Source organism: Actinomycetes bacterium, assembly GCA_036510875.1.
GTDB lineage: Bacteria > Actinomycetota > Actinomycetes > Prado026 > Prado026 > DATCDE01.
In genome coordinates this window covers 1-13,378 of the sequence record DATCDE010000346.1, presented here as the reverse complement: position 1 = coordinate 13,378, position 13,378 = coordinate 1, and the positions used below count along the sequence as shown (strand labels likewise).

The following is a 13,378-nucleotide window of genomic DNA, read 5'->3' as shown; positions in this document are numbered from 1 at the left end:
GCCGGGCCGCTGCCGCCGTCCTGCTGTCCCCGGCCAAGGTCACCGCGGAGGCCGCGCCCAGCCTGCTGCCGCTCGGCCCGGCGCTGTCCACCGCGAGCGGTGGCGGCGTGGTGCTGGGCGGCCCGACCGGCTCGGCCGCGGCCACCGGCCTGGTCGGCATGGTGCGCGCCGACGCGACCGCGCGCGCGGTCGTCTCCACGGCCGACGTCGCAGACCTGACCTCCGGACGGGTGGCCCTCGTGCTGGCCCTGGCGCAGGCCCGCACCGGCAAGCACGGGGCCTACGGCGCCGGGCCGTCGGCCGACGCGCCGGTCCCGCCCGCTCGGTGACGCGGGCAGGGTCCGCGGCGCGGTAGCCTGGCATCCCGTGGGTCGGCGGGGTTCCCCCGCCGTTGGTGACGGACCACGGGAGCCCCGGGTGGCAGTACCGCAGACGACCAAGCATCTGTTCGTGACCGGGGGCGTCGCGTCCTCCCTGGGCAAGGGCCTCACGGCCAGCAGCCTGGGCAGCCTGCTGAGGGCCCGCGGGCTGCGGGTGACCATGCAGAAGCTGGACCCCTATCTCAACGTCGACCCCGGGACGATGAACCCGTTCCAGCACGGCGAGGTGTTCGTCACCGACGACGGCGCCGAGACCGACCTGGACGTCGGCCACTACGAGCGGTTCCTCGACACCGACCTCGGAGCCCGGGCCAACGTCACCACCGGGCAGGTCTACTCCACGGTCATCGCCAAGGAGCGCCGCGGCGAGTACCTCGGGGACACCGTCCAGGTCATCCCGCACATCACCAACGAGATCAAGGCCCGGATCCGGGCCATGGCCGGGCCCGACGTCGACCTGGTCATCACCGAGATCGGCGGCACGGTCGGCGACATCGAGTCGCTGCCGTTCCTCGAGGCCGCCCGGCAGGTCCGGCACGACCTCGGCCGCGACAACGTGTTCTTCCTCCACGTGTCCCTGCTGCCGTACATCGGCCCTTCCGGCGAGCTGAAGACCAAGCCCACGCAGCACTCGGTGGCCGCGCTGCGCAACATCGGCATCCAGCCGGACGCCATCGTGCTGCGCGCGGACCGGCCGGTGCCGCCGTCGATCAAGCGCAAGGTCAGCATGATGTGCGACGTCGACGAGGAGGCCGTGGTGGCCGCCGTCGACGCGCCGTCCATCTACGACATCCCCAAGGTGCTGCACGCCGAGGGTCTCGACGCCTACGTCGTGCGCCGGCTCGGCACCGCGTTCCGCGACGTCGACTGGACGGCGTGGGACGACCTGCTGCGCCGGGTCCACCACCCTGCTCACGCCGTTACGGTGGCGCTGGTCGGCAAGTACGTCGACCTGCCGGACGCCTACCTGTCGGTCACCGAGGCGCTGCGTGCGGGCGGTTTCGGCAACGACGCCAAGGTGAACATCCGCTGGGTGCCCTCCGACGCGTGCGCGACCCCCGAGGGCGCGGCCCGCCAGCTGGACGGCGTCGACGCGGTGTGCGTGCCCGGCGGGTTCGGGGTGCGGGGCATCGAGGGCAAGCTTGGCGCGCTCACCTATGCGAGGGAACAGCGCATCCCCGCCCTCGGCCTTTGCCTGGGCCTGCAGTGCATGGTGATCGAGTACGCCCGTTCGGTCGCGGGGCTCGACGGCGCCAACTCGATGGAGTTCGACGACGCGACCCAGCACCCGGTGATCGCGACCATGGCCGACCAGCGCGACGTCGTCGCGGGGGAGCGGGACATGGGCGGCACCATGCGGCTGGGCCTGTACCCGGCCAAGCTCGCCGAGGGCTCGGTGGTCCGGGAGGCCTACGACCAGCCGTACGTCGACGAGCGGCACCGGCACCGCTACGAGGTCAACAACGCCTACCGCGCGCAACTGGAGGAGGCCGGGCTGGTGTTCTCCGGCACCTCGCCGGACGGCCGGCTGGTCGAGTACGTCGAGCTGCCCCGCTCGGTGCACCCGTACTACGTGGGCACCCAGGCGCACCCGGAGTTCCGGTCCCGGCCGACCCGACCGCACCCATTGTTCCGTGGCCTGATCCGGGCGGCGCTGGCCCGGCAGATGGGGGCGGACATCGTGCTGCCGGACGTCGTCCCCACCCCGTGACCGAGCCGGTCGGGCTGCTGGCCGACGTCCCCGGCGGGCACCCGGTCGTCTCCTCGGCACTGCGGATGCAGGGCCGGGTCTGGGACGTCGTCACCGACGTGGTGCGCCTGCCCGGCGGCGAGGAGGTCACCCGCGACGTCGTGCGGCACCCGTCCGCGGTGGCCGTGCTGGCCATCGACGACACCGACCGGGTGCTCGTCGTCCACCAGTACCGGCACCCGGTCGAGGCCACCTTGTGGGAGGTCCCGGCCGGCCTGCTCGACATCGCCGGCGAGGACCCGTTGGTGGCCGCCCGCCGCGAGCTGTGGGAGGAGACCCACCACGAGGCGGCGTCCTGGTCGGTGCTCGTCGACTTCTGCACGTCCCCGGGCATGTGCGACGAGGCGCTGCGCATCTACCTGGCGCGCGGGGTCCGGCGCTCGGACGGCGACGAGCACCCCCGGCACGGTGAGGAGCGGGACATGCCGGTCGACTGGGTGGCGCTGGACGACCTGCGCGCCGCCGTGCTCGACGGTCGGCTGCACAACCCGTCGCTCGTGGTTGCCGTGCTCGCCGCCTGCGCGGCCAGGACGGACGGTTGGACCGGGCTGCGGCCGGCCCACGCTCCGTGGCGGATCGGGCCGCGCCAGCTGCGCTGAGTCGCCGACCACCGGTTGTCCACCACGGCAGGTCCGGCTGGGTGAGCCTGCCGCGGCGGTGCGGGCTGGCGCGTTTCGCGACGCTAGAGTGATCCCGCCCACACCGGGTGCGGTCGAACCAGCCGACAACGACGTCGGCACCGCTCGCGAGCCACGAGGGACGTGCATCGCTGTGAAGGTCGGTATCCCCAGCGAGGTCAAGAACCACGAGTACCGGGTGGCCATCACCCCATCCGGTGTGTTCGAACTGAAGCGTCACGGGCACGAGGTCTTCGTGCAGAAGGGCGCGGGAGCCGGGTCGTCGATCACCGACGACGAGTATGTCGGCGCCGGTGCGACGATCCTGGACACCGCGGATGACGTGTGGGGCACCGGTGAGCTGATCCTCAAGGTGAAGGAGCCCATTGCGGAGGAGTACCATCGCATGCGCAAGGGGCAGACCCTGTTCACCTACCTGCACCTGGCCGCCTCGCGGCCGTGCACCGACGCGCTGCTCGACTCCGGCATCACCGCCATCGCCTACGAGACCGTCGAGCTGCCCGACCACAGCCTGCCGCTGCTGGCCCCGATGTCAGAGGTGGCCGGCCGGCTGGCCCCGCAGGTCGGCGCACAGGTGTTGATGCGCTCCGAGGGTGGCCGTGGCGTCCTCATGGGCGGCGTGTCCGGCGTGTACGCCGCGAAGGTCGTCGTCGTCGGCGCCGGCGTCTCGGGCATGAACGCCGCCGCGATCGCGCTGGGCATGCAGGCCGAGGTGATCCTGCTGGACCGCAACATCGAGCGGCTGCGCCAGATGGATCGCATCTACCAGGGCCACGTGCAGACCGTGGCGTCCAACGCCTACGAGATCGAGAGGGCCGTCCTGGACGCCGACCTGGTCATCGGCGCCGTCCTGGTTCCGGGGGCCAAGGCGCCCAAGCTGGTCTCAAACGAGCTGGTGTCGCGGATGAAGCCGGGCTCGGTGCTCGTCGACATCGCGATCGACCAGGGCGGCTGCTTCGAGGACTCCCGTCCCACCACGCACACCGACCCGACCTACCGGGTGCACGACTCGATGTTCTACTGCGTGGCCAACATGCCGGGCGCGGTGCCGCACACCTCGACCTACGCGCTGACCAACGTCACGCTGCCGTACGCCCTCGAGCTGGCCAACAAGGGCTGGCGGCAGGCGCTGCGCGACGACCTCGCCCTGGGGCTGGGCCTGAACACGCACGAGGGCGCGATCACCTACGGCGCGGTGGGCGAGGCCTTCGACCTGCCGACGGTGGCGCTGGCGGACGTGCTCGCCTGACGGCACCGGTCGTGGGGCTGCCCTACGATCGAGTTATGTCAAGTGAGCCGGTGCAGCCGGTCACGGCCCTCGACCGGGCCGTGACCGGGTACCTCGACCACCTCACGGTCGAGCGTGGGGCGGCGCGCAACACGCTGCTGTCCTACCGGCGGGACCTGCGCCGTTACGTCGCGTTCCTCGCGGCCCGGGGCATCGACGACCCGGCCCGGATCGCGGAGTCCGACGTCGCCGACTTCCTGACCGCTCTGCGGTCCGGGGACGCCGAGCACCCGCCGCTGGCTGCGGGGTCGGCGGCACGGACCCTGGTGGCGGTGCGCGGGCTGCACTCCTTCCTGTTGCGTGACGGCGTGCTGACGGCCGATCCGGCACACGCCGTCCGCCCCCCGGCCCCGCCGCGCCGGCTGCCGAAGGCCATCCCGGTCGAGGACGTCGAACGGATCCTGCAGGCGGCCGGTGGCGAGGACGTGGCGCGGGGCCTGCGGGACCGGGCGCTGCTCGAGCTGTTGTACGGCTGTGGGGCCCGGATCTCCGAGGCCGTGGGCCTGGACGTCGACGACATCGACATCGAGCACAACTCGGTGCTGCTGCGCGGCAAGGGTGGCAAGGAGCGGCTGGTGCCGGTCGGCTCCTACGCGCGGGCCGCGCTGGAGGCCTACCTGGTTCGCGAGCGGCCGGGGCTGGCCGCCCTGGGGCGGGGGACCCCGGCGGTGTTCCTCAACGCCCGCGGCGGGCGGCTGTCCCGGCAGAGCGCCTGGACCGTGCTGCACCGCGCAGCTGAGCGGGCCGCTGTGTCGACCGCGCACCTGTCGCCGCACACCCTGCGGCACTCCTTCGCCACCCACCTGTTGGAGGGCGGCGCCGACGTCCGCGTGGTCCAGGAGCTGCTGGGCCACGCGTCGGTGACCACCACGCAGGTCTACACCCTGGTCACCGTGGACCGGCTGCGCGAGGTGTACGCGGCCAGCCATCCGCGCGCCCTGGGCTGACCCCCTCGACGGGCGAGGGAAGGGGCGCCTTGCCGGGCCAAAGGGGCACGGCCTAGAGTCGCGCCGCGCCTTCGCCCGACCGGCGAGGAGTAGACAGGAAGGTTTGGCTCCTTGTGACTATGTCGACAAATCCCCCTGCTGACGCTGTTGACTCGGCCGAGGAGGCCGAGCCGGGTCCGACCCCGGGCCTGGGACCGACTGGACGCCCGCTGCCCGAGCTGCCGGATCCGCGGCCGCTGGACCGGCACGGCCCGGCCCGGGTGATCTCCCTGGTCAACCAGAAGGGGGGCGTCGGAAAGACCACCACGACGATCAACCTGGGCGCCGCGCTGGCCGAGTGCGGCCGCCGGGTGCTGCTCGTCGACTTCGACCCGCAGGGGGCGCTGTCGGTGGGACTCGGCATCAACCCGCATGAGCTCGACCGCACCGTCTACAACCTGCTCATGGAGCGCGGGGTAAGCATCGACGACGTCCTGCTCAAGACCGACGTCCCGGGACTGGACCTGCTACCCAGCAACATCGACCTGTCCGCGGCCGAGGTGCAGCTGGTGGGGGAGGTGGCCCGCGAGCAGGTGCTGCGCTCGGTGCTGGCGCCGGTGCTCCCGGACTACGACATCGTGCTCATCGACTGCCAGCCGTCGCTCGGGCTGCTCACGGTGAACGCGCTGACCGCCTCGAACGGGGTGATCGTGCCGTTGGAGTGTGAGTTCTTCGCGCTGCGAGGGGTCGCCCTCCTCATGGACACTATCCAAAAGGTCCAATCACGGCTTAACCCTCAACTTGAACTTGATGGAATTCTGGCCACCATGTACGACAGCCGGACGCTGCACTCCCGGGAGGTGCTGGCCCGAGTGGTCGAGGCCTTCGGCGACAAGGTGTTCCACACCGTAGTGTCCCGGACCGTGAAGTTCCCGGAGACGACGGTCGTGGGGACGCCGATCACCAGCTACGCCCCGGCCTCGGCGGGGGCGGCGGCCTACCGCCAGCTGGCCCGGGAGGTGCTGGCCCCATGAGCCGGCGGGCGGCCCTGCCCGGCGCGGAGGAGCTGTTCCGCACGGTCGAGCGCGGGCGGCCGGGCAACGGCGGGCGTCGGCCGAGCGGCCGCCAGCGGCATGCGGAGAAGATCACGGTGTACCTGTCCGAGGCCGAGCTGATCGACCTCGAGCGGACCAAGCTGGAGCTGCGCCAGCGCTACCAGCTGGCCGTGGACCGGGGCCGGATCGTCCGCGAGGCGCTGGCCGCGGTGCTGGCCGAGTTCGAGACCGCCGGCGCCGACAGCGCCCTGGTTCGGCGGCTGCAGGCATCCTGAGCGTCGGGCGCGAGGTCGGCCTGCCCGCCCCGAGTCGGCTACCGTTCGGCCGTGACGAACAGCCCGGAGCCGAACGTGTCGGCGGTCGCGGACGCGTCCCCAGGCGCCGAGTTCCTGGTCCACCTGGAAAACTTCGACGGCCCGTTCGACCTGCTGCTGGGCCTGATCGCCAAGCACAAGCTGGACGTCACCGAGGTGGCGCTGTCCCAGGTCACCGACGACTTCATCGCCCATATCCGGGCCGCCGGGCCGCAGTGGGACCTCGGGCAGGCCACCGAGTTCCTCGTCGTGGCCGCCACCCTGCTCGACCTCAAGGCGGCCCGGCTGCTGCCGGCGGCCGAGGTGGAGGACGAGGAGGACCTCGCGCTGCTCGAGGCGCGGGACCTGCTGTTCGCCCGGCTGCTGCAGTACCGCGCCTACAAGGAGGCGGCCGGCTGGCTGGCTGCGCGGATGGCCGAGGAGTCCGTGCGACATGCTCGCGCGGTGGGGCTGGAGGAGCAGTACGCGGGCCTGCTGCCGGAGGTGCTCCTCGGGCTCGGCCCGGACGAGCTGGCCCGGCTGGCGGCCCGGGTGCTCGCTCCCAAGCCGGTCCAGGAGGTGTCGCTGACCCACGTGCACGCACCGCGGGTGAGCGTGCGGGAGCAGGCCGCCTGGCTGGTGCAGCGGCTGCGGCAGGTGAAGACCAGCACGTTCCGGGCCCTCGTGGCGGACTGCCCCGACACCTTGCACGTGGTCGGCCGGTTCCTCGCCCTGCTCGAGCTGTACCGGGAGTCGGCGGTGGCCTTCGAGCAGGTCAGCGCCCTCGGTGAGCTACATGTGCGCTGGACCGGGTCCGAGGACGGTGAGCTTGAGGTCGAGGACGAATTCGAGGATCAGGCTGCAGCCGAGGAAGATGGTGAGACGCCAGCGGCGCTGACGGCTGTCGTGAGCGCCCAGGAGGGAACCCCGGAATGGACGACATGACCTCCGAGGTCGGAGACACCGGCGACACCGGCGACCCGGGGGGTGCCTGGCCGCTGGCCGAGCCGATCGCGGCCCCGTCGTTGCGGGCGGCGATCGAGGCCATCCTGCTCGTCGTCGACGAGCCGCTGGACGAGGTGACCCTCGCCTCGGTACTCGAGCGGCCGCAGGCCGAGGTGGCCGAGCAGCTGCAGGAGCTCGCCGCGGAGTACACCCGTGACCAGCGCGGCTTCGACCTGAGGTCGGTCGCGGGCGGCTGGCGGCTGTACACCCGGCCGGAGTGTGCCGGCGTCGTGGAGCGGTTCGTGCTGGACGGCCAGCAGGCCCGGCTCACCCAGGCGGCGCTGGAGACGCTGGCCATCGTGGCCTACCGTCAGCCGGTCACCCGGGCCCGGATCTCCGCGGTCCGGGGCGTGAACGTGGATGGCGTGCTGCGGACGCTCACCACCCGGGGCCTGGTCGAGGAGGCCGGCACCGAGCACGAGTCCGGCGCGCTGCTGTACCGAACGACCAGCTACTTCCTGGAGCGGCTCGGGGTCGGTTCGCTCGAGGAGCTGCCCGAGCTGGCGCCCTACCTTCCCGAACTGGACTCGCTGACCGAGTCGACCGACCGGTTCTCCACCTGAGATTGAGACAGTGATGGCCACAGAAGAGCAGGGTGTCCGGCTGCAGAAGGTGCTCGCGGCCGCCGGGGTGGGCAGTCGGCGGGCCTGCGAGGAGCTGATCGCCGCGGGCCGGGTCGAGGTCGATGGCCGGCTGGTCCGCGAGATGGGCGTGCGGGTCGACGCGGAGCGCGCCGTCATCCGGGTCGATGGGATGCGTATCAGCACCAGCCCCAAGACCGTCCACCTGGCCTTCAACAAGCCGGCCGGAGTGGTCAGCGCGATGACCGACCCGCAGGGCCGGCCGAGCCTCGGCGACTACGTCACCAACCGGTCCGAGCGGCTGTTCCATGTGGGCCGGCTGGACTTCGAGACCGAGGGCCTGATCCTGCTCACCAACGACGGGGAGCTCGCACACCGGCTGGCCCATCCGTCCTACGAGATCGCCAAGACCTACCTGGCCCAGATCGAGGGACCGGTGCCGAGGGACCTGGGCAAGCGGCTGCGGGAGGGCGTCCTCCTCGAGGACGGTCCGGCCCGAGTCGACTCGTTTCGGGTCGTCGACAGCGCGCCCGGGCGGGCGCTGGTCGAGCTGGTCATGCACGAGGGACGCAACCGCATCGTGCGCCGCATGCTCACCGAGGTGGGTTTCCCGGTGCAACGGCTGGTCCGGACCAAGGTGGGTCCGGTGCTGCTGGGTGACCTGCGGCCCGGTCGCTGGCGGGTGCTCACGCCGGTCGAGCTGGGCGAGCTGTACGCCGAGGTCGGCCTCTAGTCACGGGTCCGCCTTGGCGACACGGCGACATGTCGACTTGTCGGTGGATCTCGCACGCGGACCACTCGGCTCCCGCTGGGAGCCGCGCGGCTACGCTGTGCCCGGCGGCGGACCAGGGGACCTGGGTCCAGGAGAGGAGGGGTGGCCATGCGCGCGGTACGCGGAGCGACCTGCCTGCGCGCGGACGACCCCGAGGAGATGGTCGAGGCCGTCGTCGAACTCATGACCGCGATGCTGGAGCGCAACCGGATCACCACGGACGACCTGGTCAGTGTGATCCTCACGGCGACCCCCGACCTCGTGTCGGAGTTCCCGGCGACGGCGGCCCGGCGGATGGGCATCGGCGACGTCCCGCTGCTGTCCGCCCAGGAGATCGGCGTGGTCGGTGCCATGGAGCGGGTGGTTCGGGTGCTGGCGCACATCGACATCGACCGCCCGCGCGCCGAGATCGTGCACGTGTACCTGCGTGGCGCCGAGGCGCTGCGCAGGGATCTGGCTCAGTGACCGCAGCGGGGCCGGGGCCGGTCGGATCTCCGACCGTGCTGGTCGTGGGTACCGGCCTGATGGGCACCTCGGTGGCGCTGGCGCTCAGCGAGTCCGGCGTTCGGGTCCACCTCGCGGACCGAGACTCCGCGGCGCTGGCGCTGGCCGCGGACCTTGGCGCTGGTTCGCCCGAGCCGCCCTGGCAGGGCCCGGACGTCGTGGTGCTGGCGGTCCCGCCTCGCGCGGTCGGACCAGCCGTTCAGGCCTATCAGCGTCAATACCCCCAGTGCATCGTTACTGACATCGCCTCAACAAAGTCTCACGTTCAGGCTGAGGTTGAGGCGATGGCCGATCCCACGCGCTTCGTCGGCGGGCATCCACTGGCCGGGCGCGAGCGCTCGGGGGCCGGAGCGGCCCGGGCCGACCTGTTCCAGGACCGTCCGTGGGTGCTCACCCCGGTTCCGGCCACGCTGGCCGGGGCGGTCGCGGCGGTCGAGGATCTGGTGCGCCGGTGCGGGGCGCAGCCCGTGGTCATGGCGCCCCAGCGGCACGACGAGGCGGTGGCTCTGGTCTCGCACGTGCCCCAGGTTGCGGCCAGCCTGGTGGCCGCCCGGCTGACCGGCGCCGACGACGAAGCGGTCGCCCTGGCCGGGCAGGGGCTGCGGGATGTGACCCGGATCGCCGCCTCAGACCCAGACCTGTGGACAGAGATCCTGGTCACCAACGCGCCCGCGATCCGGGCCGTCCTGCTCGAGCTGGCCGCCGACCTCGAGTCGGTCGCCACCGCGCTGGGCGAGGTCGGGGACGACCCTGACGACCGTGGCCACCGGGTGGTCACCGACGCGCTGCGCCGGGGCGGTCATGGCCGAAGCCGACTGCCCGGCAAGCACGGCGCGCCGCCCGCCGCGTACGTCACGGTGCCCGTCGTGGTCCCGGACCGGCCCGGTGAGCTGGCCCGGATCCTGCTGGCCGCCGGGGAGGCCGGGGTCAACATCGAGGACATCACCATCGAGCACTCGGCCGGTCGTCCGGTCGGCCTGGTGGAGCTGGCGGTCCGTCCCGAGGCCGCCGACCGGTTGGCCGTGGCGCTGCGTACGGCCGGCTGGTCGGTCCACCGCTGACCGTAACGCCGGTACCCTCGTGGGGGCCCACCTCCGGGCCGCCTCCCGATGAACGCACCGAGGGAACCTCATGGCCGCCGAGCAGGCCGCGCTGCGCAGCGTCGTCGTCGCGGTCGACGGGCCGTCGGGGTCGGGCAAGTCCAGCGTGTCCCGCGGGGTGGCCACCCGGCTCGGCCTGCGCTACCTCGACACCGGCGCGATGTACCGCGCCGTGACGTGGCGGCTGCTCCAGCGGGGCGTCGACGTCGACGACCCCGCGGCCGTCGCGGCTGCGGCAGCCACCGTGGTCCTCGTCTCCGGAACCGACCCCGAGGCGCCCACGATCGAAGCCGACGGGATCGACGTCTCCGGGCCCATCCGCAGCCCCGAGGTGACCGCGGCCGTGTCCACGGTGTCGGCCGTCCCGGCGGTGCGGGCCCTGCTGGTCCAGCGGCAGCGTGCTGCGATCGATGGCGGCGGGATCGTGGTCGAAGGCCGCGACATCGGCACCGTCGTCGCTCCAGGCGCCGAGGTGAAGGTCTTCCTGACCGCCTCGGCCGACGCGCGAGCCGCGCGACGCACGGCCGAGCTGACGCACACAAGCGACGTCGAGGCGACCCAGGTGGACCTCGCGAGGCGCGACCGGCACGACTCCGGTCGCGCGGTGTCCCCGCTGGCCAAGGCGGACGACGCTGTCGAGGTCGATGCCACGCATCTGACCTTGCAGCAGGTGATCGACCGCGTGATCGAGCTGGTCACGACCCGAGTCGGAGTCAGGTGACGAGCGTGAGTGATGTGAACGACGACATGGGCACGGACGACGAGGACTTCTTCGGTGCCGTCGCGGTCGACGACGAGGAGGAGTCGGGCCCGCTGCCGGTCCTTGCGGTGATCGGTCGTCCCAACGTGGGCAAGTCCACGCTGGTGAACCGGATCCTGGGTCGCCGCGAAGCTGTTGTGGAGGACCGGCCCGGGGTCACCCGCGACCGGGTCGCCTACGACGCATCGTGGTCCGGACGCCGGTTCACCGTGCTCGACACCGGTGGCTGGGAGCCGGACGCCAGGGGGCTGGCCGCGCGCGTGGCCGGCCAGGCCGAGCTGGCCGTGGCGGCCGCCGACGCCGTCCTGCTCGTCGTCGATGCCACGGTCGGCCCCACGGACACCGACGCGGCAATGGTGCGGGTGCTGCGCAGGGCCGGCAAGCCGGTGGTGCTCGCCGCGAACAAGGTGGACGCCCAGCGCGGCGAGTCCGATGCGGCTGGGCTCTGGTCTCTCGGCCTGGGTGAGCCGTACCCGGTGTCTGCCCTGCACGGGCGGGGCAGCGGTGACCTGCTGGACGCGGTCCTGGCGGCGCTGCCCGAGCTGCCGCAGGAGGGCGAGGCGCGAGCCGGGGGTCCGCGTCGGGTGGCCTTGCTGGGCCGGCCCAATGTGGGCAAGTCCAGCCTGCTCAACCAGCTGGCCAGCGAGGAGCGTGCCGTCGTCGACTCCGTGGCTGGCACGACCGTCGACCCGGTTGACGAGCTGATCGAGTTGGGCGGACGGATCTGGCGGTTCGTCGACACCGCGGGGATCCGGCGCCGGGCGCACGAGGCGTCCGGCTCGGAGTACTACGCCGTGCTGCGTACCCAGGCCGCGTTGGAGAAGGCCGAGGTCGCGGTCGTCCTGGTCGATGCGAGCGAGCCGCTGTCCGAGCAGGACACCCGGATCATCTCGATGGTGGTCGAGGCCGGGCGGCCGCTCGTGCTGGCGTTCAACAAGTGGGACCTCGTCGACGAGGAGCGCAGGTACTACATCGAGCGTGAGGTGGAGCGGGACCTGGTGCGGGTGCATTGGGCGCCGCGGGTCAACGTCTCCGCGCAGACCGGCCGGCACGTAGACCGGCTGGTGCCGGCGATCGACATCGCACTGGCTGGTTGGGAGCAGCGGGTCCCGACGTCGCAGCTCAACGCGTTCCTCGGCCGGTTGGTGGCGGCCACTCCGCCGCCGGTGCGGGGCGGCAAGCAGCCCCGGATCATGTTCGCCACCCAGGCCTCGACCAAGCCACCCAAGTTCGTGGTCTTCGCCACGGGCTTCCTTGAAGCTGGCTACCGGCGGTTCATTGAGCGGCGACTGCGCGAGGAGTTTGGGTTCGCGGGCACGCCGATCGAGATCAGCGTGCGGCTGCGCGAGAAGCGCGCCAAGTCGTGAGCCGAGGTTCGTGGCCTCGCGAGGGCCGAGGCCAGCTCTGAGGTAACCTGTGCGAGCCCGCCTGCGGCGGGTACCGGGACGTGGCGCAGCTTGGTAGCGCACTTGACTGGGGGTCAAGGGGTCGCAGGTTCAAATCCTGTCGTCCCGACGGGTGTTTCCGCAGGTCAGAGGCTTGATCCACGATCTTGGATCGGGCCTCTGATTCGTTCAGGGACCCAAACCGGGACCCTATGGGCAGCGCGGACGAGGACGGACCCTGACGCTTCGCAGTGGTCTCCGAGGCCCGCTGCTTTGGCGCCCCTCACCGCCGGGAACGTGCTGAAGGCGGAGCTGGTACGGCAGGGCTCGGGACGGGGACGGCAAGCTTCGCGCCGGCATCGCCGGTTGACGTTCACCCGCACAGGGTCGAGCACCTGACCGGTCCGTCGCCGGGCACCACCTGGCGTGGGTTCGCCTAGCTCTTCGGACCGGCCACTCGTGCCGCGTTCCATTTCGAAGGAACCGCATTGCCTGGCGCTACACACTCGACTTGGTGTTTCGCGTGTCTGGCGGTCTACGGCAAGCAACTCAGGTCGGCCTGCGTCAGGCTGAGGTTGCCGAGCCGGTCGCTGTGCGGGACTCGTTGGACTGGCGGTTGACGAATTCGGTCAGCGCGGAGATGGGCACCCTGCGGAGGCGACCGACGTGGATCGAGTGGATTTCGCCGGCGGCGAGAAGTTCGTAGAGCAGGCTGCGGCCGATACTGAGCCGGCGGGCGGCCTCGTCCACGGGCAGCAGCAGTCGATCGTCGGCACGAAGGGTGACATCGACGATCTGTCGCTCGGCGTTGGGATTCTCTCGACGTGTTGCTCGAGCGCGCTCGGACTCGGAAGGGGCTGTGACGAGCTCCAGTGTCAAGGGGGTCTTCGGCCTTCGAGCGTTCATGCGGTCCTCCGTGCTTCCACAGACGATCTTGTGTG

14 protein-coding genes, 1 tRNA gene and 1 pseudogene are annotated in these 13,378 nt (G+C 71.9%); 15 read left to right on the top strand and 1 reads right to left on the bottom strand.

The window, feature by feature from the left end; genetic code table 11:
* The 15 genes and pseudogenes from VIM19_19895 to VIM19_19825 form a co-directional block, all read left to right on the top strand.
* The coding region (locus VIM19_19895; GenBank protein HEY5187103.1) for a copper transporter at positions 1 to 329 on the top strand (329 nt) is incomplete at its 5' end.
* Between the two features lie 88 nt (positions 330 to 417).
* Positions 418 to 2,091 (top strand): CTP synthase, encoded by a 1,674-nt coding sequence (locus VIM19_19890; GenBank protein ID HEY5187102.1) that lies wholly within the window; start codon positions 418 to 420, stop codon positions 2,089 to 2,091.
* Positions 2,088 to 2,729, top strand: coding sequence for an NUDIX hydrolase (locus tag VIM19_19885; GenBank protein HEY5187101.1), 642 nt, complete (start codon positions 2,088 to 2,090; stop codon positions 2,727 to 2,729). Before VIM19_19890 ends, VIM19_19885 begins: the two co-directional genes overlap by 4 nt.
* 172 nt (positions 2,730 to 2,901) lie before the next feature.
* Positions 2,902 to 4,017: an alanine dehydrogenase gene (ald, locus tag VIM19_19880; protein ID HEY5187100.1), complete on the top strand. Its 1,116-nt coding sequence runs from the start codon at positions 2,902 to 2,904 to the stop codon at positions 4,015 to 4,017.
* A 35-nt stretch (positions 4,018 to 4,052) separates the two neighbouring features.
* On the top strand, positions 4,053 to 5,003 hold the full coding sequence (gene xerD / locus VIM19_19875; GenBank protein ID HEY5187099.1) for a site-specific tyrosine recombinase XerD: 951 nt from the start codon (positions 4,053 to 4,055) through the stop codon (positions 5,001 to 5,003).
* 119 nt (positions 5,004 to 5,122) lie between these two features.
* The gene (locus tag VIM19_19870; GenBank protein HEY5187098.1) at positions 5,123 to 6,016 is read left to right on the top strand and encodes an AAA family ATPase; all 894 of its coding nucleotides are present in this window, start codon (positions 5,123 to 5,125) and stop codon (positions 6,014 to 6,016) included.
* Between the two features lie 74 nt (positions 6,017 to 6,090).
* Positions 6,091 to 6,312: pseudogene (locus tag VIM19_19865) on the top strand (hypothetical protein).
* A gap of 75 nt (positions 6,313 to 6,387) precedes the next feature.
* On the top strand, positions 6,388 to 7,275 hold the full coding sequence (locus VIM19_19860) for a segregation/condensation protein A (protein HEY5187097.1): 888 nt from the start codon (positions 6,388 to 6,390) through the stop codon (positions 7,273 to 7,275).
* Positions 7,272 to 7,898, top strand: coding sequence for an SMC-Scp complex subunit ScpB (scpB, locus tag VIM19_19855; protein HEY5187096.1), 627 nt, complete (start codon positions 7,272 to 7,274; stop codon positions 7,896 to 7,898). Before VIM19_19860 ends, scpB begins: the two co-directional genes overlap by 4 nt.
* Before the next feature lie 13 nt (positions 7,899 to 7,911).
* Entirely contained in the window at positions 7,912 to 8,649 is a 738-nt protein-coding gene (locus VIM19_19850; GenBank protein ID HEY5187095.1) for a pseudouridine synthase, read from the top strand.
* 141 nt (positions 8,650 to 8,790) lie between these two features.
* The gene (gene aroH / locus VIM19_19845) at positions 8,791 to 9,153 is read left to right on the top strand and encodes a chorismate mutase (GenBank protein ID HEY5187094.1); all 363 of its coding nucleotides are present in this window, start codon (positions 8,791 to 8,793) and stop codon (positions 9,151 to 9,153) included.
* Positions 9,154 to 9,191: 38 nt separating this feature from the next.
* Positions 9,192 to 10,253 carry a prephenate dehydrogenase gene (locus VIM19_19840; GenBank protein HEY5187093.1) on the top strand — a complete coding sequence of 354 codons (1,062 nt, stop codon included), beginning with the start codon at positions 9,192 to 9,194 and terminating at the stop codon, positions 10,251 to 10,253.
* A 70-nt stretch (positions 10,254 to 10,323) separates the two neighbouring features.
* A complete protein-coding gene (gene cmk, locus VIM19_19835; protein HEY5187092.1) occupies positions 10,324 to 11,013 on the top strand; it encodes a (d)CMP kinase in 690 nt (229 codons plus the stop codon).
* Between the two features lie 26 nt (positions 11,014 to 11,039).
* Positions 11,040 to 12,419 carry a ribosome biogenesis GTPase Der gene (gene der / locus VIM19_19830; protein ID HEY5187091.1) on the top strand — a complete coding sequence of 460 codons (1,380 nt, stop codon included), beginning with the start codon at positions 11,040 to 11,042 and terminating at the stop codon, positions 12,417 to 12,419.
* Positions 12,420 to 12,493: 74 nt separating this feature from the next.
* Positions 12,494 to 12,567 (top strand) — tRNA-Pro (locus tag VIM19_19825).
* 434 nt (positions 12,568 to 13,001) lie between these two features.
* Here VIM19_19825 and VIM19_19820 read toward each other — a convergent pair.
* Positions 13,002 to 13,378: helix-turn-helix domain-containing protein (locus VIM19_19820; protein HEY5187090.1), on the bottom strand; the 377-nt coding region annotated here is incomplete at its 5' end.